Source organism: Nonlabens sp. MIC269, assembly GCF_001430865.1.
Classification (GTDB): domain Bacteria; phylum Bacteroidota; class Bacteroidia; order Flavobacteriales; family Flavobacteriaceae; genus Nonlabens; species Nonlabens tegetincola.
This window is the reverse complement of record NZ_CP011373.1, coordinates 2269430-2295691: the sequence shown is the minus strand read 5'-3', so window position 1 is coordinate 2295691 and position 26262 is coordinate 2269430. Positions and strand designations below refer to the sequence as shown.

The following is a 26262-nucleotide window of genomic DNA, read 5'->3' as shown; positions in this document are numbered from 1 at the left end:
GTTATTGTTTTCTTTTAGTCTCTACCCAAGTATTGATAGTTCCTGATCCACCTATCATAGACTTAGGCACCTCAACTACAATCGACATTACATTAGTACCAGCAAAGGTGTCAGTACCAGGATTATTAAAACTTGTAGCATTTCCGGCAATGATCTCGCCATATTGAGCAAAATCCATGAAAAAAGGATCATCTCTAGGACCTGCAAACGCCATCATTCCATTTGAACTTTCAACAATAGCATTTTGACCATACGGCGTAATATCCACTACTAGTTGATTATTTGAATTGGTAAGAATACTACTGTTAAGACCAGTTCCCATAGGAGCATCTGGACCAAAAACATACATTTGCCCATCCTTTGGAATAGCTTGTATTACTAGATCTTCAACATTATCATCATCGGTATCAATGTTGAATTCAACTAGCACGTTTTCATCAAAAGATGCTGCTCCAGTTGCATTTGGCGATAACAACCCTTGCACATTTGCAACAAATGCAATGTTATTAGAGTTTTCACCTTGGAAGGCATAAAAATCGGTGATATCACTTGTACCACCTTGTACTGCAGGCGCGTCAATATGATCTGCTGCGATCACGACCAACCCTACGATTGCCATAGCGGCAAATAGTAAGTAAAATTTATTTTTTTTCATAAGTGTGAGAATTAAAAGTTAATCGGCTCTCAATTCTATTTACGTCAGCTTATGAAAAGTGGTTTTGTTAAAGTTTTATTAAACTACCTTAAAGCGCTATTTTACAGACCAATAGGTTCGTTTTTATATTAATTCCCTTTGAACTTTGGACTGCGTTTTTCCATAAAAGCTGCAACACCTTCTTTGTAATCCTCGGTTTGTGCGCTTTCAATTTGAAGTTTACTTTCTAGGGCTAATTGTTGTTCAACGTTGTTTGAATAACTTGCGTTGAATGCTTTTTTTGTATTAGCCAGGGCAATGGTAGGTAGGTTTGCTAGTTTTTCTGTTTTAGCTTTCGCGAAAGCTAAAAACTCATCATCTTTTATCGCTTTATAAATCATACCCATTTGTTCAGCCTCGTTTGCGGTAATTTTATCGGCTAGCATAGCGATCGCACTCGCCTTACCAAAACCAATTAATCGTGGTAAGAACCAAGTCCCAGCACTATCTGGAATTAACCCTATTTTACTAAATGCTTGAATAAACGCAGCACTTTCTGTTGCAATTACCACATCACAACACAATGCGATGTTTGCTCCAGCACCAGCAGCAACACCATTTACTGCAGCTACAACAGGTTTTTGTAGTTCACGTATCTTGATCACGATAGGATTGTAATGGTCGTCTAGTATAGCCTTAAAACCAGGATTAAGTTCTGGATCAGTAATCTCTTGAATGTCTTGACCAGCACAAAAAGCTTTACCTTCTCCAACAATCATTACAGCACGCACATCATCTTCTTTACAACGATCCAAAGCATCTTGCATCGCATGGGCCATTTCTTTATTAAAAGAATTAAAAACCTTGGGTCTATTAAGAGTTATAGTGGCGATATTATTTTCAATTTGAAGCAAAATACTGTTTGACATATGATTTATGTATTTCTACCTAGGCTATACCTGGGTTGATGAATAAAGGATTATTAATTTATGTAAAGTTAATGGTTAGTACGCTTTCGCGAAAGCGGATTTAAAATCGATGTAGATTTAACTCTAAGTTAATCGAAGAGTTCAAAATCTTTTATATTTTCAAACAAACTACCAGCCATGAAATACTTCTCTGTCATAATAGTGCTATGGAGTGCTTTAGGATTTTCCCAACAAGGCGATATAGATTTTGAATTAGTGGTGAGTAATGGGCCGATGGGTGGATATGCAGATGTTACTTACTTTATATCAAATTTATCTCCTACAGCAACCTATACTAATGTCACCATCAATCATCCCGATGCAGTTTTACAGAATGTAGTGGTCACTCCATCTACCTTGCCACCTGGAATTCAGGTATATATAACAGGTCGTATACCGTTGTCTGGAGACAATTATGCAGGAATAGGATTGCGCAACACTCAAGCTACTCTTACCGCTAGCGATGGAACTACTACAATTACAGAACTTTCTGACGGTAGAGATTTTCAAGGAAACAGTATTGACGATGGTCCAACTGATTATTTTGTTTTAGAATCACCTAGTTATGGTGTCATTTATATTGACGACAATTTGAACGGTCAATACGATGCAGGAATAGATACATTCTTACCACAGGTAAGGATAAATTTATATGATAGTGCTGGTAATACAGATTTTTTGATGACAAATGAAACTGGATGGTGGTATTTTGATAATAGTTTTCTACGGAATAATAGTCCAGGTAATTTCACTTACGGTGCCATTATAGATGTTAATACACTACCTGCAAATGGCACACGTACCTATCAACTTACAGATGGTGATAATCCCTTTATTCCTAACGGTACTCTTGCCTTTAATTTTAATATGAGCCACGGTTTTGTGTCATCAGATTTCGGTACCATAGAGGCAAATGCTTTTTTAGATGAAAATAATAATGGTATGCGTGACACAAACGAAGTCAATGTCCCATATGTCGATTTTGAATTTATTAAAAATAATGATCCATCTAGTGCTTTGATAATTAACTCTGGTAATGATGGTATTGTAAGACGCTTTGATAGTAATCCAGGGATCCAATTGAACGATGTCAAAGCAATACTAACTAATAATTCAAGTTTTTACACTATAACAACACCAGATTACGACGATATTACCACGACGATCAATCAAACATTTTACGCTCCATTTGCCCTAACAGAAAATTCTAGTTCAAATAGAGACACTGCTGTATACCTAACAAATCTGGCATCACCAAATCCAGGATTTGCCAGTAGATGTAGGATTACAATTGACAACCGCAGCCCTGGAATAAGCACAGGTAATTTACAATTCACCGCAGATCCAAACGCAAGTATTCTAAATGTATTCGATCAAAATGGCAATGACTTATTGGTGAATGGAGTTGCTACGGCAACAACTTCTGGGTTTATTATGAATTACTCCATACCTTATTTTTCTCAAAAAGAGATAGATGTAGTTATGGACACGCCAATCACTGGAGTACAAATGGGAGATGTTTTCACTCATAATACTACTATACTACCTACATCTATAGATATAGACATGGGTAACAACACTCAAAACATTGATGTTAGTGTAATTGCTTCATATGATCCTAACGATATTACTGAAATAAGAGGTCCTTCAATTCCTATAAATTTATTTTCGACCAGTGATTTTTTAGAATACACCATACGGTTTCAAAATGAAGGAACTGCAAATGCCCAATTTGTACGAATTTTGTCCTCGCTAGATGCTATGCTTGATTTAACGACACTAGAAATGCTTTCTAGTAGTCATAATTATGCTTATACTATAACTGGTAACGAATTAGACTGGTATTTTGATAATATTCAACTAGTTCCACAATCGCTAGATGAACAAGCTAGTCAAGGCTATGTAAAATACCGTATTAAACCTCGTGCTGGTTTTTCAGTAGGTGATGTTATTAGTGCCCAAGCAAGAATTTTCTTTGATTATAATCCCGCTGTTTTTACTGAAGAATGGACCAGCACATTTGATTCTTCAGCGTCGATTAATGATTCTAAAGAAAATGTTACTGTATATCCCAATCCTATAAATAACCATAATGAATTACACATTTCACAATTAGAAAATGGAAAATTTGAATTATTTGGGGTAACAGGCATACGATTATATAGTGGCGAGTACCACGAAGGTGTCATAAAACTAAATAACCTTTCTCCAGGAATCTTTTTTTTGAAAGTTGTCGGTAACGGTAGGTCTGCCGTTATTAAATTGATTAAAGAATAAACCTCTTCTTACTTCAAACACTTGAAATAGTCAAAGGGCTCTAGACAATCATCACATTGAAACATGGCTTTACAAGCTGTTGAACCAAATTGACTGACTAGTTTTGTATTAGTCGAACCACAGTTAGTACATTTGACCAACTTTTTATTATTAAGTAGAACATCCTTATCGGCAGTTGGTTCTAAAGGAGCAGCTATACCATATTCTTCCATAGCTTTACGACCACGCTCTGTAATCCAATCGGTTGTCCATGGCGGTGACATGATAAGTTGTACGGTGGTTGTGTAGCCCGCTTTCGCGAAAGCGCGATCTAAATCGTCTCCTATAACATCCATTGCCGGACATCCACTATATGTAGGTGTAAGTTTAATGGTTACATGATCTTCATCCAATTGCACACTTCTGATTACACCTAAATCAATAACACTCAAGACTGGAATCTCTGGATCAGAAACAGACTCTAAAATATCTAAAACATCTTTGGGTAAGTCCAAAAATTGTTCAGAATTTAATTCATAAGAATTTGTTTTAGAATCACTACTCATCTCTATGTCTGTAAATATTTTATTTCTTTAGTTAGCCAATACAATGAAAATAATCTTTGCTTCAAATTAAATTGGGTTAAACTCAAAGTTTGAATGCTCCAGTAGATTAAAGTACTAGTAAAACAATTAAATCTTTAGATGTTCTTTATTTTAAAAGTCTCACTGCAAGTCATTTAAAACGACAGTGCTATCAAAAAAGTTTTTAACCGCCACCATAACTCACTGTAGAGGATTCAATCAATACTACCATTTGCTATTCGGGTAGGTACGCTGCATATATTGCATTTCTGCAAGGATGTATCCCATGTACTCACTGTGAAGTCCGTTTTTCCCTCCTTTTTGAAAGTAAGGTACTTCTGGAACTTCCAGAGTTGCCTCTGTCAGCAAGTTTTCTACTTTTTCATAATAGTACTCTCTTAATTGTAGCATATCTGGAGCTACACCAGCATCAATCATCGCTGAATCAGATTCATTTACTTGAAAAAGTTCATCTGTAAACACCCAAAGATCATTAACCGCTTTTTGAGCTTTATCATGACTTTCCTCTGTTCCATCACCTAATCTCTTTAACCAATCTCCTGAGAAACGTTCGTGATAACTCGCCTCTTTAATACCTTTAAATGCAAGTGCTCTCAGTGTTTCATCGGCGCTTTGTTGCAAGGCATTCAAAAACATTTTATTGTAAACGTCAAAGAAAAACTGTCTTGCAATTACATAGGCAAAATCTGTATTGGGTTGTTGTACCAGTAATACACTTCTATACTCACGCTCTTTTCTTAAAAAGGCAATATCGTCCTCGGTACTTCCGTCACCTTTTAATTGAGATATATACTGATAAAAACTGCGAACTTGACCTAAAAGATCGAGCGAAATGTTTGTAATAGCGATATCAGGTTCTAGATTAGGTCCATGACCACATAATTCACCTAGTCGTTGAGCTAAGATTAAATAATTATCGGCAACACCTAAAAGATAGTCGATCAGGTGTTGTTTATTTTCCTTGGACTCTAGGAATTGTGGGTTTAATTCTCTTATCGGTTTCATTTTCGCTAGTTGTAATTAAAGTCTAGTTTTAGGTATAGACTTATTTTATCTTAATCTCAATTAATGGCGTCATTACTAATTTAAAAGATGCCTTATCAAAAGAGTTATATATTTTAATAACTATAAGAATATCTAATCGTAATTCTCATTTAAGATGAAGTGAAAATTAACATTCTTATTTCCATTTCCTTTCTGAACTAATATGTCCAATTTTCCCCAAACATCTCTTATAGTATTAGCATATTACATATGTTTCAACTCGTCTGGCAACTCATAAAAAGTAGGATGCCTATACACCTTATCGGCAGCAGGCTCAAATAACTCTCCACTATCTTGTGGATTGCTTGCAGTGATATGTTTACTTTCTACCACCCAAATACTCACACCTTCATTTCTACGTGTATACACATCTCGAGCATTATTGAGTGCCATTTCTGCATCCTCGGCATGTAAACTACCACAGTGCCTGTGTTCTAGACCATTTTTAGATCTAATGAATACTTCCCATAATGGAATTTCTTTACTCATAATATATTAAGTTCTTGATTAGATAGCTTGCTTATTTTTACGCTCGTTTTGTTTCTGAGCGTATGCCATCGCAGCATCTCTCACCCATTTTCCTTTTTCCCAAGCATTTCTGCGATCATCCAGTCTTTTTTTGTTCATTGGTCCATGACCCTTTACTACTTGCCAAAACTCATCCCAATCTATTGGACCAAAATCATAACCTCCTTTTTCTTCATTCCATTTTAATTCAGGATCTGGTATAGTAAGTCCTAGAATATCGGCTTGTGGAACAGTTTGGTCAATGAACTGTTGTCTAAGCTCATCATTAGTTTTGCGTTTAAGCTTCCATTTCATTGATTGCTCAGTGTGCACACTGTCTTTATCTTCTGGTCCAAGCATCATTAAGGATGGCCACCACCATCTATTTAATGCATCTTGAGCCATTTGTTTTTGCTCTTCTGTACCGTTACAAAGGGAAAGCATAATTTCATAACCTTGTCTTTGGTGAAAGCTTTCTTCCTTACAAACACGCACCATAGCTCTTGCATATGGTCCGTAAGACGTACTACACAATGGCACTTGATTGATGATAGCAGCACCATCTACTAACCAACCTATAGCTCCCATGTCAGCCCAAGTTAAAGTAGGATAATTAAAAATAGAACTGTATTTGGCTGCTCCTGTATGTAATTGATTGTATAATTCTTCTCTCGAAATTCCTAAGGTTTCACAAGCGCTATATAGATACAACCCATGACCTGCCTCGTCCTGAACTTTGGCTAATAACGCAGCCTTGCGTCTGAGTGAAGGTGCTCTTGTGATCCAATTTCCCTCGGGTAACATACCTACGATTTCAGAATGGGCATGTTGTGAAATCTGACGAATGTGAGTTTTACGATACTTCTCTGGCATCCAGTCTTTCGGCTCAATTTTTTCATCATTTGCGATTTTAGCCTCAAACTGTGCTTCTAAACTTTTAATTTCTGCTTCACTCATAATTTCTCGATATTATCACTTCAATACTTATTAAGTACTGTAATGTGAATTAAACTTAAATGTTTTATCAATAGTTCCTATTAAAGATAGGTACTTATTAAATTAAACATCATAATCAACTACTAATTTTTTACTAGTCGGAACACTTACGCAACTAAGCACCAAACCTTTGGCGACCTCTTCTTCAGTAAGAGCATAATTAACTTTCATAGCAACACTACCTTCTTTAACCTTACACTTACACGTACTACACACGCCACCTTTACAAGCATAGGGAAGATCGGCTCCTGCTGCAATCGCTCCGTCTAAAACATTATCATGATCATCACCTAAAACAAAATGAAATTCTTTGCTTCCATCAATAATTGTGACCTCAACACCATCCACTTTTTGTTCAAGGGCAGCTGCAGCTCTTGCTTTATCTTCTTCACTTAAACCACTCACAAACAATTCGAAATGAACATTTTCAGCCTTCATCCCAGCAGCAACTAATTCATCGCGAATTAGAAAAATCATCTCTTCAGGTCCACAAATAAAAGCATGATCAGTGTGCGGCGCATTAATCAAAGTTTGAGTAAGAGTTTGCATCTTTTCCTTATCAAAGCGGCCGTTAAATAAAGGTATATCGCGGTGCTCTCTACTCAAAAAATAAAACACTTCAAACCTGCTCAAATATTGATTTTTTAGAGCTTCTATTTCTTCCTTAAAAATGATTGAGCTCGCAGTTCTATTCAAGTAAAACAATTTGAACTTAGCGAGTGGTTCTTTTTTCAAATGCGTTTTAATTATACTAAGCATAGGTGTAATACCCGAACCAGCAGCAAAAGCGACATAATTCTTACTTTCTGCCTCACTGTAACATTCAATACCAAAATCACCGCTAGGCGCTGCTACTTGTATTGAGTCACCAGCTTTAAGCTTTCGATTTACAAAAGTTGAAAATTTACCTTCATAAATTTCTTTCACGGCTACCTTCCACTCATCATCAAGAGGACTACTGCATAAAGAGTAACTGCGTCTTACATCCTCGCCATCGATTGTTGCTCGCAATGTCAAAAACTGTCCCTGACGATAATTAAACTCTTTTTTAAGTTCTTCGGGTACGTCAAAAGCAAGTACCGTCGTATCATCAGTTTCTTTATAGACCTCAGATAATGTTATGTTATGAAATGTATTCACGTTGAATAAGTCGTTGATTTAAAACAAAACTAACACTTGTTAGTTTGTGATGCAAATATGCTGTTTTAATTAGACTTGTTCTGTATTGAAATCAATTATTTTAACCTGATTTTCACGTCACTTTTTCTACTAAATACTAATTTAGAAAATATGTCATATTCTAAAATAAAGGCCCCAGCTAGTATTATTGATGCAGTAAATGAAGCTGTTAGTTATTTTCCTGAACTTTATCACACACCTATTGAATTTAAGTTTAATAATATGGTGCGTAAAAATTTTATGCAAGCTCAACCCAAATGGATAAGCTTTTTAAAAAGAAGAAAACATCGTAGTTATATTATCCTAATAAGTAAGGAGTTTAGAGTAGAAAACGAAATTTTCACTGTGAATGAAATTCCTTATGATGTACTTGTAGGATGGTTAGGTCATGAATTAGGTCATGTGATGGATTATCGTAAAAGGAGCAGTTTAGGAATGTTAATTTTTGGGATTAAATATTTGTATTCATCCGCACACATTCAAGAAGTAGAACGCACTGCCGATGAATATGCTGTAAGACATGGCATGGGAGAACATATAATCAAAACCAAGAATTTTATTTTAAACCACACTAGTTTATCAGAGACTTATAAAAATCACATGCGTAAATTTTATTTATCTCCCGAGGAAATTTTAGAATTGATTAATAGATATGGTGATACTGGTGAAAAACCTACTAGAGAAGAGCTTACGCCTAAGTAATGGTCGATTTACAAAATTGCTCCCATTCCTTAAAAGTTTCTTCTTTCATAACTTTTTCCATTTTTACCTGACCACCTTTCTTCTTGTTGTAATCATTCCATTTTGAAAATATCTCTGGTGCAACTTTATTAACAATCACACCCTTTAAGGCTTTTGACCTTGCAACTTTATAATTTTTATTTGCTTTTTGAAGTAAATCATCAAGATGTGATGCTAGCTCTTCCTCACTTACCTCAGTGGTTGTTCCTAACGTCCAAACGTGATAAAACTCGCCTTTAATTTTTTTGGCACAAACCGTAAACTCCTTGATTGCTGTATCAAATTTGTTTTGCAGATCTGTTATCGCTGTTTCCATTTTAAGTACGGATAATTGACTACCTACTACATTTAGAAAGAACTTTGTCCTTCCTGTGATTTTAATTTCAGCGCGATCAACATCAGTAAATTTAATCGTATCACCTATTAAATAACGCCAGGCACCAGATACCGTTGAAATTATTAATGCATAATCCACATTTTCCTCTATTGCGCCTAAATGCAAAACTGGAGCATCTTCAACAATACTCCCATCTGGATTTATGTATTCAGGTTTAAAAGGAACAAATTCAAAATAAATGCCACCATCAGTAACAAGTTGCATCGCGTCAGTTTCTGGTCTTTGTTGACTCGCTATAAAACCTTCACTAGCTAGATAAGTATCTACAATTTGAACAGGTTTAGAAAACAGTTTTTCAAAACTGCTGCGATACGGCTCAAAGGCAACTCCACCAGAGGTATATACAGACAAGTTAGGCCACACATCATGGATAGAATCAACCTTGTGATATTCCATCACTCTTTTAAGCATTATTTCAATCCAGGATGGTATACCGCTTAACATTCCAATATCCCAATTTTCAGATTGAATTGCAATTTGATGCACCCGTTCATCCCAATCATCTATACTTGCAATTTCCTTTCCTGGCTTGTAAAAGGAACTCAAAAATTCTGGAATTTGACTAGCCGATATTCCACTGATCTCGCCTATAGCAAACCCATTTTTATGATCAAGATCAGTAGAACTTCCCAATGCGAGAACCTCTTTTTCAAAAATTGAAGGATCTAAATTAAAATTACTTAATGCGCTTACCTGTGAGGTTCCAGCATCCTTAATGGCTGTTATCATTTCATCAGTTACAGGTATCATCTTTGACTTTTTACCGGTTGTACCGCTTGATCTAGCTAAAAAACTAGGTACACCTGGCCATGTAATATCGGGTTTCCCTAGTTTCATTTGTTGCCACCATCGATCGTTCATTTTAACATAGTCGTAGAAAGGTATCGCTTTCGCGAAAGCGTGCCTAATATCATCACTTTCTAAAATGGAATCAAAATCATAGTAAATACCAAACGAAGTATCCTGAGCTGTGATAAGCATGTTACGCAGGACCTTTTCCTGTGATTTTACATGGTCTGTAACCGAGGTCAAATTTTCATGAATACTGAGTGCTGTCTTAATCAAAGGACCTAAGAATGCCATATAAACAAGGTTTATTGTAAAGGTAAGACCCGTACAACCAGCATCTCGTTAAGATAGTGTTTAACTATGCTTATAAAATGTAAAAGGTATCTTTAACTCTTTAATGAAATACGGAAAATAACTTAGTTGCCTCATTATAGCTACTTTCAAATGACATTGCGTTTACATTTGAGTGCGCCTTTACGTTATTAAAGTAACTCACCATTTTTTCTGTAGGCATGTTTCCTGTAAGATCATCTTTGGCCATAGGACAGCCACCAAATCCTTGAATAGCACCATCAAACCTGCGACATCCTGCTTGAAAGGCAGCATCGACTTTTTCATGCCATGTGGTAGGAGTAGTATGTAAATGTGCACCAAACTCCACATGCGGATACATAGGTATCAAATTTGAGAATAGATAATCTATAGTGGATGGATCGCTGGTACCTACGGTGTCGGACAATGAAAGGATTTGAACTCCCATTGTTGCTAATTTCTCTGCCCAGTCACCTACTATGTCTACATTCCATGGATCACCATAAGGGTTACCAAATCCCATTGAAATATAAACTACAACTTGTTTTCCCGAAGTATGAGCAATGTTTAGAATTTCCTTGAGAGTTTCGACAGATTGCTCTATTGTCTTATGCGTATTACGCATTTGAAAATTCTCAGAAATTGAAAAAGGAAATCCTAAATAATCAATTTCAGGATGTTGACAAGCATCTTGAGCTCCTCTTACGTTTGCAACGATAGCGAGTAATTTGCTTTCTGTTTTAGATAAGTCTAATCCTGCTAAAACTTGAGCCGTATCAACCATTTGAGGAATTGCTCTTGGGGAAACAAAGCTTCCAAAGTCAATCGTATCAAAGCCACAACGCAGCAGTGATTGAATGTACTGTATTTTTTTATCAGTAGGAATAAAAGGTTTTATTCCCTGCATGGCGTCTCTAGGACATTCAATAAGTTTCACCTTTTCCATCGACCGGTAAAGATACGATGCTCGATCAGCTTTATGAAATCGATTGCGTAAATGATTTTTGATTAATTATCTATTTTTAAACTTGAATTTTAAACTTCTAATCAATCAATTCTCAGCTTATGAGTTCAGTAGACTTTCAAGTAGCAGTAATAGGTGCAGGACCAGCAGGTGCAAGTGCAGCTTATAAATTAGGAATAGCTGGTGTTTCATGCATTCTCATTGAAAAACAAAAACTACCTCGTTACAAAGTTTGTGGTGGCGGACTGGTGTATAGAGGATTAAACTCCATGTCGTTTGATATTTCATCGGTTATTGAAAGGCAGTTTGACACTATTGATATTTACTTAAAGAATGGTAAATCCATAAAAACTAGCTCTACAGAACCTATGGTAACCATGATAATGAGAGATTCATTTGATCATTTAATTACTAAAAAGGCTCAGGAAGCTGGCGTACAATTACAAGATCAGACAAAATTGACAGCGATCAATCATGATAACCAAGTGATTCAAGTTGTTACGGATAAAGGAAGCTGGAATGTTGAAGCAATTATAGCGGCCGATGGTGTTTACAGTCCTACTGCAAGGATGTCTGGCTGGAAAAATGAGACTAGACATCTTGCTCCTGCATTAGAATACGAGGTTTACGTAACTGATGCAGAGTTTAAAAAGCACAAAGACATCGTTCGATTCGATATTGATGCCATTAAAAGTGGTTATGGATGGAGCTTTCCAAAAAAAGATCATTTATCAGTAGGTGTAGGCGCCTTTGGTGTTGATAAAAAGAAAACAGATTTAAAAAGCTTGTGTATGGACTACATGAAGCGCATAGGAATCAATGAAGTAACTCATATCGATAAGCATGGGTTTAATGTTCCTGTAACACCAAGAACAGATGGTTTTGTAAAAAACAACGTATTTCTCACAGGTGATGCGGCAGGTTTTGCCGATCCATTAACAGCCGAAGGTATTTCAAATGCCATAAGAAGTGGTAATCTAGCTGCACAATCCATCATTGAAAACGCTAACAACATCACAATTGCTGGTGAACGTTATTTGGAGCTTTTGAATGACGATTTACTACCTCAAATAAAAACCGCTCAACAATTGGCCAAATGGTTCTACTCTCATCCTAAACTGAGGAATGTTGTTCTTAATAAATATGGTCAAGAATTTGCAGATTATGTTGCAGGTATTTTTGCTGGAACTAAGACTTACCCAGAAAATGTAACGAAAAGACTGAAAGAAAAAGCATTGTCCATGGTCAGTTTCTAATGTTTAGTTTTTTTTATTTGTAAAAATGTAACAACTAAAACTTAAGGTATTAGTATTAAAACAGCAATCCCTACAAACACCACTATTTGCAACCATTTCATAAAAAAAGGAAACCAGTTGGAGTTTTTTATAAACATAGCTGCCCGACCTGCTAATAATGCAATACTGTAAAAAACAACTAAGGAAACTAACATAAAAATTATTCCCAAAATATAAATTTGAATCCATTCAGGAGTGTCATTTGGAACTACAAACTGTGGTAGCAAAGCAAGAAAAAACAAACTTACCTTGGGATTCAAAATATTCATAGTTACTCCTATTTTGAACATGTCCCACCAATTACCTTGAGAAGTTTGAGAATCTTTCAATGAGATAGATGGGTCAGATTTGAATACTTGAAAAGCAAGATAAAGCAAGTAAATGGCACCGGCTATTTTTATTCCTAGCAATAACCACTCATTATCCCTTATTACAATCGCAAACCCAAAAGCTACTAAAGAAGTGTGAGCAATACAACCTGTTATTAATCCAGTTGCAATGGCAATTCCTATTTTACTACCACGAGCAACACTTTGTGTAAGTACAAAAATGTTATCTGGCCCAGGACTTAATGCAAGTAGTAGTGTGGCAAGCGCAAAAGAAACTAAAGATTCTATCATTAACCTTGATCAATAATTGCCTTATTAATCCTTTTTATTAATCCAGGCCCTTCATAAATAAATCCGGTATACAACTGTACGAGACTTGCCCCAGCATTAAGTTTATCTAGAGCATCTTTTTCACTCATAATACCACCTACTCCTATGATGGGAAAAGCACCATTACTCTTTGAATGTAAAAAACTTATGACTTGAGTTGCGCGATTAGTAAGCGGCGCACCACTTAATCCACCGACTTCATTTTGCAAGCTCTCTGCAGATTTTAATTTGTTTCTCTCTATAGTTGTATTAGTAGCAATCACACCATCAATCCTTGTATCTTCTACAATCCCTATGATATCCATCAATTGATCATCAGTAAGATCTGGGGCTATTTTCAATAATATGGGTTTACGTATCGGCTTCTTATTATTAATATCCTGTAAAGTCTGTAAAATACGAGTTAACGGTTTGCGATCTTGTAATTCACGTAAACCTGGCGTATTTGGTGAACTCACGTTTACAGTAAAATAATCTACATACTCAAATAGTTTTTCAAAGCAAATGATGTAATCATTGACAGCTTCCTCATTAGGAGTGATCTTGTTTTTTCCAATATTCCCACCGATAATCACATGCCCTTTTTCACCAGGTCTTGGATTTTTTTTCAATCGTTCAACTGCAGCATCAACACCACCATTATTAAAGCCCATTCTATTAATAATTGCAGCATCATCCTTAAGCCTAAAAAGTCGTTGTTTGGGATTTCCGTCTTGTGGTTTAGGAGTAAGTGTCCCTATTTCAATAAACCCAAATCCTAGGTTTGAAAATTCTTTAAAAGCCTTGGCATCTTTGTCAAATCCAGCAGCCATTCCAACAGGATTTGGAAATTTGATTCCAAATAATTCTCTTTCTAAAGACTTTGGATTGTTGTGGTAGCGCTTTCGCGAAAGCGAACTAAATCCAGGCAACTTGTTTAATAACTTAACACTTTTGAATGAAAAATGATGTACTGCCTCTGGATCAAAGTTAAAAAGCAGTGGTCGTATTATAGTTTTATACATAGGAATAAGGTTGGGCAAATTTACAATCTGTATTGCTTTATTGCATATTTTTGTGACTCTAAAAAAAAGATCGACATGAGTAAATATGATGTAATCGTTTTGGGAAGTGGACCAGGCGGATATGTAACAGCTATACGTGCTTCACAACTAGGTATGAAAACTGCCATAGTAGAGAAAGAATCTCTAGGTGGAGTTTGTTTAAACTGGGGTTGTATTCCTACTAAAGCACTTATTAAAAGTGCCGATGTTTTTAACTACCTAAAACATGCTGAAGATTATGGTCTTAAAGCAGATAATGTAGATAAAGATTTTGATGCCGTTGTAAACCGCTCTCGCGATGTTGCAAATGGCATGAGTAAAGGTGTTCAATTCTTGATGAAAAAGAATAAAATCGATGTCATCATGGGTTATGGAACACTTAAAAAAGGTAAAAAAGTTGAGGTAAAAGCCGAGGATGGTTCTACCCAAACCATAGAAGGAAATCACGTGATTGTAGCTACTGGAGCTAAGTCTAGAGTTCTTCCATCGCTTCCACAAGATGGTAAAAAAGTGATAGGATACCGTGAGGCTATGACTTTAAAGGAACAGCCTAAAAAGTTAATCGTAGTAGGATCTGGTGCTATAGGTGTTGAATTTGCTTATTTCTATAACGCAATGGGAACCGAGGTTACCATTGTAGAATACCTAGATCGTATTGTTCCTGTAGAAGATGTAGATGTATCTAAACAAATGGAACGCAGCTTTAAGAAGTCTGGAATTAAAGTAATGACTTCAAGCGAAGTAACAAAAGTAGATACTAGTGGAGATGGTGTAAAAGCTACCGTTAAAACTAAAAAAGGTGAAGAGGTTCTAGAAGCAGATATCGTATTGAGTGCCGTAGGAATCGAAACTAACCTTAAAAATATAGGATTAGAAGAGGTTGGTATTTCTACTGATCGTGGTAAGGTGCTAGTTAACAAATACTACCAGACTAATATTCCTGGATACTATGCAATAGGTGACATTACCGCTGGACCAGCACTTGCACACGTTGCTAGTGCAGAAGGAATCTTATGTGTTGAAAAAATTGCTGGTATGCATGTGGAACCATTAGATTACGGTAACATACCTGGTTGTACCTATTCTACTCCAGAAATTGCCAGTGTAGGTATGACTGAAGCACAAGCTAAAGAAGCTGGTTATGAGCTTAAGGTAGGTAAATTTCCTTTTAGCGCAAGTGGTAAAGCAAAAGCTAGTGGCGCAAGCGATGGTTTTGTAAAAGTAATATTTGATGCTAAGTATGGAGAGTGGTTAGGTTGTCACATGATAGGCGCTGGAGTTACTGATATGATTGCAGAGGCTGTTGTTGCACGTAAATTAGAAACTACTGGTCATGAAATTTTAAAGGCAGTTCATCCACACCCAACTATGAGTGAAGCTGTTATGGAAGCTGTAGCAGATGCTTATGATGAAGTAATTCACCTATAAGACCTTATTAATTATACAATTAATAAAGAATCCTTGTTCTTATTTATAGAACAAGGATTTTTTTATTGACTGTTTTTTTATTAGAATCGGAAAGACGTACCCAAGCTTAATGTTCCTACCTCACCTTCCTTACGAAGATTATTACTAAAAGTAGCTCTTTGGTAATCAAATAAATTCTGTTGATATCTTAAGTCAATACGCCATCTTTTTGATAAGTCGTATTGCAATCCAAATTGTAAATAAGGATTTACAATCACACGACCATATCTATCGCGCTGGACAAGAGTTTGTGCATTTGTATTGAATAATGTACCTGCACCTGCATAAATGCGCCATCGATTTGCAAATCGATGATGAGTTTGAAAGGAAAGATAAGGAGTAAGGCCTAGATTAGCATCAACGCCAGCTTCCCATCTTAAACTCCACACATTGTTTACTTTATAATCTGCATAAATACCTAGTCCTAGACCTAGAAATTTATCATCGTATTTGTATCTGGTATTTTGATAGGTTTGATAGGATAATAACGTTCTCGCAGTAGCTCCTAATTCCCACCTATTTTCAACAGGTGGATCAAATAGAATAGAAGTTGATTTTCTTTCTGTTTCTTGTGACCATAAAGCGTGTGTCACGGACAAAAATAGCAAGGTAATGAGTAACTGTTTCATAGTTTGGTGTTTTGGTTTTGACCACAAATAAAACACACAAAACCACCAGCTACACTATTGACCACCAGGCTTTAACCCTAAATAACAAAAACTGTTAAGTGGTGTTACTTTTGAATTTTTGGTTTTTCTTTAAAAAAGGTAAAAGTTACATCTTCACCTACCTTTAGTTGTGAGGTCACATCTATTACTTGACCATCCTTAGCTTCAATTGCAATTTTTGCAGTATTGGGTGGTTTATTTCCAATATTTAAGGCTTTGATTTTAATAGTGTTCACGGGATCTATAAATTCCAAAGGAATTATTTTTTTAGTTGTACTAGGTTCAAAGTCCTTCAATATTTTGCGATCATTGATGGATAATTCTATTTTATCTCCATCTGCTTCTTGATCGTCCCAAATTATTAATTTAATATTCTTGTCTTTTAATATAATGTTCAAATTTTCTCCACCCTTTAATTGATTTTTAGAGAATCGATTGAACATCTTACTCATATTAATTTTCTGTTTAATGCTATCAGGAACTTTATTGGTTCTATTCACTCTTTTTTGAAATTTCTCATTTCGCTTTTTAACCTTTTCTGCCGCTTGCATTACAAGTTCCCCATCTATACAACTAGTAAGATCATCATAAAATCCCTTAAAGGTTCCTTTAATTTCTGCTTTCCCGTTTAATTTTCTTAAATCACCTGTGAAATAAACGTTGCAAAAATCTATCTCCTTAATGTTAGATTTAGTGTAAATAATCTCGACTTCTCTAAATTCCAATTTATTCTCTTCACTATCATACTTTCCTACTACGGCCGACTTTGTCTCGTGCTCACCATTCATATCAGAGTAAGAAAACCCTTTAATTTTTCCGTTTTCTTCTTTAAAACTAAGATTATAAGTTATGAGAGAACTATCTGGTAACTTGAGCAGTCCCATGTATTCATAATTTTGAGCGCTAGATAGTAAACTGAATAAAACTAAAATTAAACCGATTAAATATGATTTCATAAAAAGGTATATATTTGAGTAAATGTAACCAATAAAACAAATTTTATGAAAACAAAATTTACTTTAGTACTAGTAGGTTTATTCATGGTAATGAGTCAATTTGCCCTTGCCTCATTCCCAGTTGAAAGACAAGTTGTTTCTGAAACTGTAGCAATTAGCGATACAGAAACGATGGAAGTAGCTACAACAACATTAACTTCTCCTGCTGCGGTTGCTTGGTCAGAGGATCAAACAGTTGCTATTCTTTTATGGTTTTTCCTAGGAGGATTTGCAGCACACAGATGGTTCTTAAAGAGCCCATGGTACTGGAATGTTCTCTTCATTATCACATTTGGATTCTTCTTTGTAGGATGGGTGATCGATGGTATAGAAATTATTACAGGAAGTTATCCTGGACTGTAAATTTAAAATTTAAAAAAAAGCCCGTTGAGAAAACTCAACGGGCTTTTTAATTTCTGTAAATGATCTATTAATTGAATTTGTAAACTAATCCCAAATTAACATTAGTAAAATTAAGACCTAAATCAAATGAATTAGTAGAATCAGAAGCTCCATCTAGCTCAACAGATGAATAGCTTAAAATTCCCACTGTAGCTTCTAGCGCAAAGTTGTTTGAAATGAAGTAACTAACACCCGGAGCAATACCTAGTCCAAAACCATCGGTATTAGATTCAAACGCACCTTGCTCGTTTTCAACAGAAAGGTAAGCAACCGATAATTGTCCAAATAAAGAAAATTGACTACTTGGAGTTACATAATATCTTCCTGTAGCCTCGATAGCTATTGTAGTTGATTCAAAATCAACGACTCCAGGCTCCTCAAATTTTGAAGATGATAATCCTAATCCTAATCCTATAGCGATGTTGTCAGAAACAAAATACCCAACTGATGGTGCGAATTCTAAAGTGTTCTCTTTACGATCGCCAGTACTTTCTGTACTTATTCCAATTGATCCAGTAACAAATAAATCGCCTTGGGAGTAACCACCTGTATTTTCCTCTTGAGCGTTTGACATACCCATTCCAAATACTGCAAACGCAGCTACAAATAACATTTTTTTCATGATTGATTGTTTAAAATAATAATGAAGTAAAAATATCTGTTTGAAATGAGGTTATTGTTAATAGAATATTAATGCACTATTATCTTATGGATAGATAATGCATACCTAATTCATAACCTAATAATCCAAAACCACTAATCACACCAACGGCATGTTTAGAGATGTAAGACACGTGCCTGAACTCTTCTCTATCCATCACATTAGAAATATGGACTTCAACCACAGGAATAGAAATACCAGCAACAGCATCGCCTAGGGCGACCGACGTATGCGTATATGCACCTGCATTAAGGATAATAGCCTGATACTCTTCATCGTTAGCCTGGTGTAATCGGTTAATTAACTCACCTTCTACATTACTTTGGTAATATTCAATAGTGATATGAGGTAGTTTTGCCCTTAAAAATTTTAAATAATCATCAAAACTTTCTGCTCCATAAACTTCTGGCTCGCGTTTTCCTAGTAAGTTTAAATTAGGTCCATTAAGTATAAGTACTTTCATGTGGTAAATATATCGGTAGTTACGCTTTCGCGAAAGCGTAAAATTAAAAAAGCCTGTTATCTAGTAAATAACAGGCCTTTCATTTTTCTTTTCCCTTATCGTTCTAGAACTTGTATCCAATTGAAAGTTGAAGATTAGAGTTTGTGATATCATCTCCAAATGTATCGTTATCTTCAAACACATTGTTCAAACCAATCATGTAACGAGCACTTATCATAAATCCTTCAAGCGATGTTCCCTCCTTAAATTTATAGGCAAATCCACCACCAGCGCTTAGATCCAACTCTTCGGCATCTGCGTCTTGTTCTACATCTACTAGTCCGCCTTCTTGTGTGAACTCATCATTTACTAGAATTCCAAATTGTGGTCCTGCTTCGATTGAAAAACCAGAATCTGCAATGTAAAATTTAGCCAAAATTGGAATATTGATATAATCCAACTTTAATTTACTCTCTACCCCATTTGCTTCTGATTGCAAACCTTGTTGTGAGTAAACAGCCTCTGCTTGCAACCCAAAAGAAGAATTGAACATGTATTCACCTGTTAAACCTACATGGAAACCAGTACGACCATCAGTATCTTCAACAGCATCTCCTTGCAACTTTGCAAAGTTTACACCACCTTTAACTCCAAAGTCGATTTCTTGTGCCTTAACAGTAATAGCACTTACCGCTAGAGCAATTGTAAAAAGTAATTTTTTCATAGTTATTTATTTTTGTTGCACAAGATTACTGGAAATTTAAACACACATAACTTAAATTATTTTTAAGGGCTGTTAAAACTAGTTAATGACAAAGCCCTTATTAAGATCATAATTAATCGAATATAAATGAAATACAACGCTTGGGATTCTATAATAAAAAGCTTTAAATCTTACTCTAGAATCGAGCGTGGACTATCAGAAAACACTATAAAAGCATACACTAGGGATCTCAATAAACTCAAGAATTACCTTATTAACAATGATCAGGCTGTTAAACCAGAAAACATCTCCAGTGAACAACTTAAAGAGTTTATCTATCATATATCTAAAGAAGTTAAGCCACGTTCACAAGCAAGGATAACAAGTAGTTTAAAAGCTTTTTTTCTCTATTTAATATTGGAGAATTATAGAAAAGACCAACCTATGGATTTGATTGAAAGTCCAAAAATAGGACGCAAGCTACCAGATACTCTTACCCTTGAAGAAATTGATCAACTACTCGCTGCCATAGATAGATCCACTCCAGAAGGTGAACGCAATCGCGCTATCATTGAAACATTATACGGTTGTGGTCTTAGGGTAAGTGAATTAATTACATTAAGATTAAGTGACCTACTTTTTGAGGAAGGTTTTATTAAAGTTATAGGTAAAGGTAACAAGCAGCGGTTTGTCCCTGTAAGTGAATATACTATTAAGGCGATCAACTTATATCGTGATGAAGTACGCGTACATCAAAAAATAGACCTAAAACATCAAGACACTTTATTTCTTAATCGTCGAGGAAAAGGTCTTACCAGGGCTATGATTTTTCATATAATAAAGCAATTGACACAACTCGCAGGTATTAAAAAAACTATAAGTCCACACACCTTTAGACACAGCTTTGCGACTCATCTACTAGAAAATGGTGCCGATTTAAGATCGATTCAGGCCATGATGGGGCACGAAAGTATCACCACAACCGAAATTTACATGCACGTCGACCGCAAGCACCTTGAACAAGTGATTCATCAATATCATCCTTGGGCAAAACAGTAACCTATTAAAGTTTTTATAAACTAGCATTCATTTTTGGGTATCGCTTTCGCGAAAGCTAACTTTAACAAAAAACAAAAATGAAAACATTAAAATTTAGAAATGGGGATGAACTCCAGGCTATAGGTTTAGGTACATGGAAATCTGCACCAGGTGAAGTGAAAAAAGCCGTAATCACAGCACTAGAAAACGGGTATAAACACATAGATTGTGCTGCCATTTATGGAAATGAAAAAGAAATTGGTGAGGCTTTCAATGAGGTTTTCTCAAAGGGAGAAATAAAAAGAGAAGATGTGTGGATCACATCAAAGCTATGGAACAACGCGCACTTACCAGAAGATGTTGAACCTGCCCTAGATCAAACCTTAAAAGACTTGCAACTGGATTACCTAGATTTATACCTAATTCACTGGCCTGTTGCATTTAAACCCGATGTAAAAAACCCTGAAAAACCTGAGGATTACTTAACACCCGATGAAGCTCCTATCCATAAAACCTGGGAAGCTATGACCGAATTGAAGCAAAAAGGAAAGGCAAAACATATAGGAGTTTCCAATTTCTCAATCAAAAAGCTTGAAGATTTAATAAGCAAGACTGACGAGATTCCTGAAATGAATCAAGTTGAGTTACACCCTTTGCTACAACAAAATGAGCTTTTTGAATACTGTAGTAAAAATGGAATTCACTTAACAGCTTATTCTCCATTGGGTAGTGGTGACAGATCCGAAGGTATGAAACAAGCTGATGAACCCAACATGTTTGAACTTGATGCGATCAAAAATATTGCTCAAAAACACAATGCTAGTGAAGGTCAAGTGCTTATCAACTGGTCAGCAAATCGTGGTACAGCGGTTATTCCTAAATCAACAAATGAAGGGCGTATTAAAGAAAATCTAGCTGCTGCCGCTGTAAATTTTGACAAGGAAGATTTGAAAGAGCTTTCAAATCTAGATCGTCATTACAGATATGTAACAGGGAAATTCTTTGAAGTTCCAGAAAAGGGTTATGACAATATTTATAACGAATAAAAATTTACCCTATATGGGGTATTTTTTGAATTAGATATTCTTCTCATCTTTGACAAAGAGAAAGCAATCAAGTTCATGGAGTAAGAGAGTTAGGGGACTTTTACTTCACAAAAAAATGAGCTGATTCTCAAAATCATAAGCCAAAAAACTTATGAGGTTTAGGAAGGTTGTAGGGGATTTTTCTAAATCAAATTAAAAAACCGTTCTGAGAGATCAGAACGGTTTTATATTTTGTTACAATTTTTAAAATTACTTGGCAATATTTACCGCTCTCGTTTCTCGGATTACAGTAACCTTTACCTGACCAGGATAAGTCATGTCCGTTTGGATTTTTTGAGAAATCTCAAAAGATAGCTGTGCCGCTTTTTCATCATTAATTTTCTCACTTTCTACCATAACTCGTAATTCTCTACCAGCTTGAATGGCATAAGCTTTTTCTACTCCTGGAAAACCAAAAGCTATATCTTCAAGGTCTTTTAATCGTTGAATATAAGAATCCAGAACTTGTCTACGCGCACCTGGTCTAGCACCGCTTATGGCATCACAAACCTGTACTATAGGTGACAATAGAGATGTCATCTCAATTTCATCATGGTGAGCACCAATAGCATTGCAAACTTCAGGTTTTTCACCATTTTTTTCGGCAAGTTTCATACCGAGAATAGCGTGAGGAGTTTCATCTTCAGTTTCAGGTACCTTACCTATATCGTGCAGAAGACCTGCACGTTTAGCTAGTTTAGGATTAAGTCCTAGTTCACTCGCCATAGTTCCACACAATTTGGCTACTTCTCTACTGTGCTGTAATAAGTTTTGACCGTAGGAAGAACGATACTTCATTCTACCTACCATTTTTACTAGCTCAGGATGAAGACCGTGAATTCCTAAATCAATAACAGTACGTTTACCTACTTCTACTATTTCTTGGTCTATTTGTTTACGAGTCTTACGAACTACCTCTTCGATACGAGCTGGGTGAATTCTACCATCAGTTACTAATTTGTGTAAGGAAAGTCTAGCTACTTCTCTTCTTACTGCATCAAAACAAGATAAGATAATTGCATCTGGAGTGTCATCTACTATTATTTCAACTCCAGTTGCCGCCTCAATCGCCCTGATATTACGACCTTCACGACCTATAATACGACCTTTAACATCATCACTTTCTAGGTTAAAGACGGAAACACAATTCTCTACAGCTTCTTCTGTCCCTATACGCTGAATAGTGTTTATAATAACTTTACGGGCTTCTTGTTGAGCAGTCATTTTGGCTTCTTCAATAGTTGTCTGGATAATGCTCATGGCTTCTGTCTTTGCCTTATCCTTAAGTGACTCTACAAGTTGTTTCTTTGCATCTTCACCAGACATTCCACTTATAACTTCAAGCTGCTTGACTTGAGATTCGTGTAGCTTTTCAACCTCATCTAGACGCTTATAAACGCTTGCACGTTTACTTTCAACATCCTTAAGTTTATCCTCTAAACTTTGATTGAGTTTTTTATTTTTTGATAATTCACTTGAAGCCTTTGACTCTTTATCTCGAGTTCTCTTTTCGGCGTCGTTCATTTTCTTTTCTCGCTGCATGATTTCCTTCTCATGCTTTGATTTGAGCTCGATGAATTTTTCTTTTGCTTTATAGGTTTTATCATTATAAAGCTTTTCGCCTTTAATTTCGGCATCTTTTAGAAGGCTGTCTGCTTCCTTTTTTGCATCGGCAATAATTTTTGATGCTTTTCCTTTTTCAATTATAGATTTTGCAATTAAAAATCCTATTGCTAATCCTATTATTAGCGCCACTATGGCGATTATTATACCTGTTGTATCCATGGTTGTTGACTATATATAAAAAAACCTGCACTAGTTGGGTTTTGAATGAACTCCTTAAATTAAGTTTAAGGCTAACTGATTGATCAAGGGTCTGGCATTATGACCAGCATGCTTTTACAACCACGACTCACCTTTTTTAAAGAATTATAGTGTTGAGTTCACCAAAAAATTGAACCAGTGCAGGTAGTAACTTTATTATTTTAAAAGAACGTCTTAAGAAAGGTGATTATCTAGTAAATGCTCGATATTATCCAGCATTTTTTTAGCATTTTCAACATCACTATTCTTATCTATTTTAATTTGCTCTGCTTGAGCTGCAAACTGTAGAGCACACATAGCTAGAACATCTTGTTTATCCCTTACGGCATAATTATTCTCCAGCTGTTGTATCATTTTTTCTATATTCTTTGCAGCTATACGAAGACCTTCTTCTCGAGAAGGTTCTATGGTAAGAGGATAAACTCTATCTGCAATAGAAATTTTGACTTTTTGCCTCTGACTCATAGTTTACGTAAGTTGAGCTATACACTTATCAATTTCTTTAACAAGTGCATTTATCTTGAGCTTTGTTTTTGTTTTGTACTCGTCACTACCCAGCATTGCGTTTGCCGTTTTGAGAGCTACCATCTTATCCTCTGTCGCTTTTAACGATTGTAAAAGTTCATTATTGTCTTTTTCCAATGTTGAAGTAAGTGTTTTTTCATCCATTAACTCCTGTCGCAACCTAGCATTTTCTTGTAATAAAGTCTTTACTTTTAACTCTATAGAAGAAAGTTGAGATGTTAGATCATTCATACGGCATTATTTTCTGCTGTATTTACAAATCTAAAATTATACCAAGAGATTTCAAACAAAAGTGGAACAAACTTTGACATTATTTGTAAAATTAATCCTGCTAAACCTATATTAGTGCCATGATGCAACGTTTATTTATTTCTACCTTTTTCATACTGTGCATGTTCCATTTCGGCGAAAGCCAAACCAACAAAAAAATTCTAGAAGGATATTTTATCAACCCTTTAGATATAGACATGAAACTAAGCGGGACTTTTGGTGAGTTAAGGTCAAATCATTTTCATAGTGGTCTAGATATAAAAACAAATCAAAGAACTGGTGCTAAAGTGTATGCTGTGGCAAATGGTTATGTGAGCCGTATTAAAATTGAAAGATACGGTTATGGTAAAGCTTTGTACGTGACGCATCCTAATGGTTATACTAGTGTCTATGCGCACCTAGAAAAATTTGCTCCCAGAATAGAGGAATACGTAAAAAAAAGGCAATATGAAAAAGAAAGTTTTGAAATCCAACTGTTCCCTACAGACTTAGAGTTACGAGTAGACCAAGGAGATATAATCGCCTATAGCGGAAATAGTGGTGGTAGCGGTGGTCCTCACTTACATTTTGAAATAAGGGATAGTGCTGCAAAACCGATCAATCCAATGTTAATGGATATAGAAATTCCAGACACTAAGGCTCCTATTGTTAAACAGGTTATGGCCTATCCTCTAGATGAAAACAGCACCATCAACGGTCGCAATCAACCCGAATTGATAAGATTGATCCCTTTAAAAAATGGCGATTTTAAAACGGAAAATTTCAAAGCTTATGGGCAAATAGGTATAGGAGTAAACACTAATGATCGACAGAATGGAGCCGCTAACCAAAATGGAGTTTACCGCATTAAATCCTACCTTAACGGCACTAAAAATTTTCAAATCACTTTTGACACCTATGCTTTTAATGAGACTCGATATTTAAACCGTCTCATCGATTATAACCATTTTAAAAAGACTAAAAGTCGAATTACAAAATTATTTATTCCAGAAGGTTCTCCTTTAAGTCTTTATGAAGATCATATAGATTATGGTGTTTTAAGTTGCTATGATGCCGGTGTAACCAATCAACTCAAAGTTGAAATAATGGACTTCAAAGACAACACTACCAACATTCATTTAAAAATCACCACTGATCAACCACCAGGAGAAAGAATGATTCCAGACAATTCGCATTTGTCTTATGTAAATCATAGAGAAAGTTTTACTTACAACGACGGCGCTTTTAATGTGTCAATCCCCAAAGGAGCTCTTTACCAGAACAGTTTATTAGACATCAAAGTAAATAGCGATACAATAAAAATTCATCAGGATGAAATACCCTTACACAAGAATATATATATCAATTACAACCTAAAGTCTAAAAAGGAAGAAAATCTCAAACAGTATTATATAGGACGAGTTACTGATTGGGGAAGCGTTTACTACACTTCTTCAAAAATTAAAAATGGAGTTCTTACAGGTAGCACCAGATACTTTGGCACCTATGCAGTAAGCAAAGATTACACGCCACCTACCATTACACCAGTTAGCTTTAAAAACAAACAATGGATATCCAATCATAAGACTTTGAAAATTAAAATTGATGATGCACAAACTGGCATCAAAGGATATCGCGCAACAGTTAATGGAGAATTCATTTTAATGGAGTACGACTATAAAACAAAATTACTGGTACACGATTTTGAAGATGGAGTCGTTAAAGATGGAGAAAACAACCTAAAAGTGATTGTAACGGATAATGTGGGAAATAGCACTACATTTGATGCAGTCTTTTACCGTAAAAACTAATTT

The 26262-nt window shown here is 35.6% G+C and carries 27 protein-coding genes and 1 other RNA gene; 8 read left to right on the top strand and 20 right to left on the bottom strand.

Translation table 11 applies throughout. From position 1 onward, the window contains the following. Position 1: 1 nt before the first annotated feature. Positions 2 to 655 (bottom strand): DUF4331 family protein, encoded by a 654-nt coding sequence (locus AAT17_RS10375; RefSeq protein ID WP_060524119.1) that lies wholly within the window; start codon positions 653 to 655, stop codon positions 2 to 4. A 128-nt stretch (positions 656 to 783) separates the two neighbouring features. After that, positions 784 to 1563, bottom strand: coding sequence for an enoyl-CoA hydratase-related protein (locus AAT17_RS10370; RefSeq protein ID WP_060524117.1), 780 nt, complete (start codon positions 1561 to 1563; stop codon positions 784 to 786). A gap of 177 nt (positions 1564 to 1740) precedes the next feature. Here AAT17_RS10370 and AAT17_RS10365 point away from each other — a divergent pair, with 177 nt between their 5' ends. Beyond that, complete coding sequence (locus AAT17_RS10365; protein ID WP_060524114.1) at positions 1741 to 3879, top strand: T9SS type A sorting domain-containing protein; 2139 nt, start codon at positions 1741 to 1743, stop codon at positions 3877 to 3879. An 8-nt stretch (positions 3880 to 3887) separates the two neighbouring features. On the opposite strand, the gene paaD is transcribed toward AAT17_RS10365, so the two are convergent. The 5 genes from paaD to AAT17_RS10340 form a co-directional block, all read right to left on the bottom strand. After that, on the bottom strand, positions 3888 to 4424 hold the full coding sequence (gene paaD, locus AAT17_RS10360) for a 1,2-phenylacetyl-CoA epoxidase subunit PaaD (RefSeq protein ID WP_082586945.1): 537 nt from the start codon (positions 4422 to 4424) through the stop codon (positions 3888 to 3890). A 243-nt stretch (positions 4425 to 4667) separates the two neighbouring features. Continuing rightward, a complete protein-coding gene (gene paaC / locus AAT17_RS10355) occupies positions 4668 to 5468 on the bottom strand; it encodes a 1,2-phenylacetyl-CoA epoxidase subunit PaaC (protein WP_060524112.1) in 801 nt (266 codons plus the stop codon). 243 nt (positions 5469 to 5711) lie between these two features. Beyond that, positions 5712 to 5996, bottom strand: a complete 285-nt coding sequence (paaB, locus tag AAT17_RS10350) for a 1,2-phenylacetyl-CoA epoxidase subunit PaaB (protein WP_042277605.1) — start codon at positions 5994 to 5996, stop codon at positions 5712 to 5714. 18 nt (positions 5997 to 6014) lie between these two features. After that, positions 6015 to 6971 (bottom strand): 1,2-phenylacetyl-CoA epoxidase subunit PaaA, encoded by a 957-nt coding sequence (gene paaA, locus AAT17_RS10345; RefSeq protein WP_060524110.1) that lies wholly within the window; start codon positions 6969 to 6971, stop codon positions 6015 to 6017. 102 nt (positions 6972 to 7073) lie between these two features. Further along, a complete protein-coding gene (locus AAT17_RS10340; protein ID WP_060524108.1) occupies positions 7074 to 8150 on the bottom strand; it encodes a 2Fe-2S iron-sulfur cluster-binding protein in 1077 nt (358 codons plus the stop codon). Positions 8151 to 8300: 150 nt separating this feature from the next. Here AAT17_RS10340 and AAT17_RS10335 point away from each other — a divergent pair, with 150 nt between their 5' ends. Further along, the gene (locus tag AAT17_RS10335; protein ID WP_060524105.1) at positions 8301 to 8891 is read left to right on the top strand and encodes a hypothetical protein; all 591 of its coding nucleotides are present in this window, start codon (positions 8301 to 8303) and stop codon (positions 8889 to 8891) included. On the opposite strand, the gene AAT17_RS10330 is transcribed toward AAT17_RS10335, so the two are convergent. Continuing rightward, positions 8884 to 10410: a GH3 auxin-responsive promoter family protein gene (locus AAT17_RS10330; RefSeq protein ID WP_060524103.1), complete on the bottom strand. Its 1527-nt coding sequence runs from the start codon at positions 10408 to 10410 to the stop codon at positions 8884 to 8886. The two genes, AAT17_RS10335 and AAT17_RS10330, sit on opposite strands and share 8 nt — an antisense overlap. 100 nt (positions 10411 to 10510) lie before the next feature. Continuing rightward, on the bottom strand, positions 10511 to 11374 hold the full coding sequence (locus AAT17_RS10325; RefSeq protein WP_060524101.1) for a hydroxymethylglutaryl-CoA lyase: 864 nt from the start codon (positions 11372 to 11374) through the stop codon (positions 10511 to 10513). 119 nt (positions 11375 to 11493) lie between these two features. Here AAT17_RS10325 and AAT17_RS10320 point away from each other — a divergent pair, with 119 nt between their 5' ends. Then, positions 11494 to 12648, top strand: coding sequence for an NAD(P)/FAD-dependent oxidoreductase (locus AAT17_RS10320; protein ID WP_060524099.1), 1155 nt, complete (start codon positions 11494 to 11496; stop codon positions 12646 to 12648). A gap of 41 nt (positions 12649 to 12689) precedes the next feature. On the opposite strand, the gene AAT17_RS10315 is transcribed toward AAT17_RS10320, so the two are convergent. Continuing rightward, positions 12690 to 13307 (bottom strand): LysE family translocator, encoded by a 618-nt coding sequence (locus AAT17_RS10315; RefSeq protein ID WP_060524098.1) that lies wholly within the window; start codon positions 13305 to 13307, stop codon positions 12690 to 12692. After that, positions 13307 to 14350, bottom strand: coding sequence for a quinone-dependent dihydroorotate dehydrogenase (locus AAT17_RS10310; RefSeq protein WP_060524097.1), 1044 nt, complete (start codon positions 14348 to 14350; stop codon positions 13307 to 13309). Before AAT17_RS10310 ends, AAT17_RS10315 begins: the two co-directional genes overlap by 1 nt. A gap of 75 nt (positions 14351 to 14425) precedes the next feature. Here AAT17_RS10310 and lpdA point away from each other — a divergent pair, with 75 nt between their 5' ends. Next, positions 14426 to 15817: a dihydrolipoyl dehydrogenase gene (gene lpdA / locus AAT17_RS10305; RefSeq protein WP_042277586.1), complete on the top strand. Its 1392-nt coding sequence runs from the start codon at positions 14426 to 14428 to the stop codon at positions 15815 to 15817. An 80-nt stretch (positions 15818 to 15897) separates the two neighbouring features. Here the strand turns inward: lpdA and AAT17_RS10300 are convergent, their stop codons facing one another. Beyond that, a complete protein-coding gene (locus AAT17_RS10300) occupies positions 15898 to 16485 on the bottom strand; it encodes an outer membrane beta-barrel protein (protein WP_060524096.1) in 588 nt (195 codons plus the stop codon). A 104-nt stretch (positions 16486 to 16589) separates the two neighbouring features. Beyond that, on the bottom strand, positions 16590 to 17480 hold the full coding sequence (locus AAT17_RS10295; RefSeq protein WP_060524095.1) for a hypothetical protein: 891 nt from the start codon (positions 17478 to 17480) through the stop codon (positions 16590 to 16592). A 45-nt stretch (positions 17481 to 17525) separates the two neighbouring features. Here AAT17_RS10295 and AAT17_RS10290 point away from each other — a divergent pair, with 45 nt between their 5' ends. After that, the gene (locus AAT17_RS10290; protein ID WP_060524094.1) at positions 17526 to 17882 is read left to right on the top strand and encodes a TM2 domain-containing protein; all 357 of its coding nucleotides are present in this window, start codon (positions 17526 to 17528) and stop codon (positions 17880 to 17882) included. A 67-nt stretch (positions 17883 to 17949) separates the two neighbouring features. Here AAT17_RS10290 and AAT17_RS10285 read toward each other — a convergent pair whose 3' ends face one another. The 3 genes from AAT17_RS10285 to AAT17_RS10275 all read right to left on the bottom strand — a co-directional run bounded on the left by AAT17_RS10285 (position 17950) and on the right by AAT17_RS10275 (position 19748). Next, the gene (locus tag AAT17_RS10285; protein ID WP_060524093.1) at positions 17950 to 18543 is read right to left on the bottom strand and encodes a porin family protein; all 594 of its coding nucleotides are present in this window, start codon (positions 18541 to 18543) and stop codon (positions 17950 to 17952) included. 79 nt (positions 18544 to 18622) lie between these two features. Continuing rightward, positions 18623 to 19045, bottom strand: coding sequence for a type II 3-dehydroquinate dehydratase (gene aroQ / locus AAT17_RS10280; protein WP_060524091.1), 423 nt, complete (start codon positions 19043 to 19045; stop codon positions 18623 to 18625). 103 nt (positions 19046 to 19148) lie between these two features. Further along, entirely contained in the window at positions 19149 to 19748 is a 600-nt protein-coding gene (locus AAT17_RS10275; RefSeq protein WP_060524089.1) for a porin family protein, read from the bottom strand. A gap of 126 nt (positions 19749 to 19874) precedes the next feature. Here AAT17_RS10275 and xerD point away from each other — a divergent pair, with 126 nt between their 5' ends. Beyond that, positions 19875 to 20786: a site-specific tyrosine recombinase XerD gene (xerD, locus tag AAT17_RS10270; RefSeq protein ID WP_060524087.1), complete on the top strand. Its 912-nt coding sequence runs from the start codon at positions 19875 to 19877 to the stop codon at positions 20784 to 20786. A 77-nt stretch (positions 20787 to 20863) separates the two neighbouring features. Continuing rightward, positions 20864 to 21811, top strand: coding sequence for an aldo/keto reductase (locus AAT17_RS10265; protein ID WP_060524084.1), 948 nt, complete (start codon positions 20864 to 20866; stop codon positions 21809 to 21811). 249 nt (positions 21812 to 22060) lie between these two features. Here AAT17_RS10265 and rny read toward each other — a convergent pair whose 3' ends face one another. The 4 genes from rny to AAT17_RS10245 form a co-directional block, all read right to left on the bottom strand. Beyond that, a complete protein-coding gene (gene rny, locus AAT17_RS10260) occupies positions 22061 to 23635 on the bottom strand; it encodes a ribonuclease Y (RefSeq protein ID WP_060524081.1) in 1575 nt (524 codons plus the stop codon). A 47-nt stretch (positions 23636 to 23682) separates the two neighbouring features. Then, positions 23683 to 23793: non-coding RNA, 6S RNA (gene ssrS, locus AAT17_RS10255), on the bottom strand. 55 nt (positions 23794 to 23848) lie between these two features. After that, positions 23849 to 24139 carry a cell division protein ZapA gene (locus AAT17_RS10250; RefSeq protein ID WP_042277571.1) on the bottom strand — a complete coding sequence of 97 codons (291 nt, stop codon included), beginning with the start codon at positions 24137 to 24139 and terminating at the stop codon, positions 23849 to 23851. Between the two features lie 3 nt (positions 24140 to 24142). After that, a complete protein-coding gene (locus AAT17_RS10245; protein ID WP_042277567.1) occupies positions 24143 to 24430 on the bottom strand; it encodes a hypothetical protein in 288 nt (95 codons plus the stop codon). Between the two features lie 161 nt (positions 24431 to 24591). On the opposite strand from AAT17_RS10245, the gene AAT17_RS13340 reads away from it, so the two are divergent. Continuing rightward, positions 24592 to 26259, top strand: a complete 1668-nt coding sequence (locus tag AAT17_RS13340) for a M23 family metallopeptidase (RefSeq protein WP_216598155.1) — start codon at positions 24592 to 24594, stop codon at positions 26257 to 26259. The last annotated feature ends 3 nt before the right edge of the window (positions 26260 to 26262 follow it).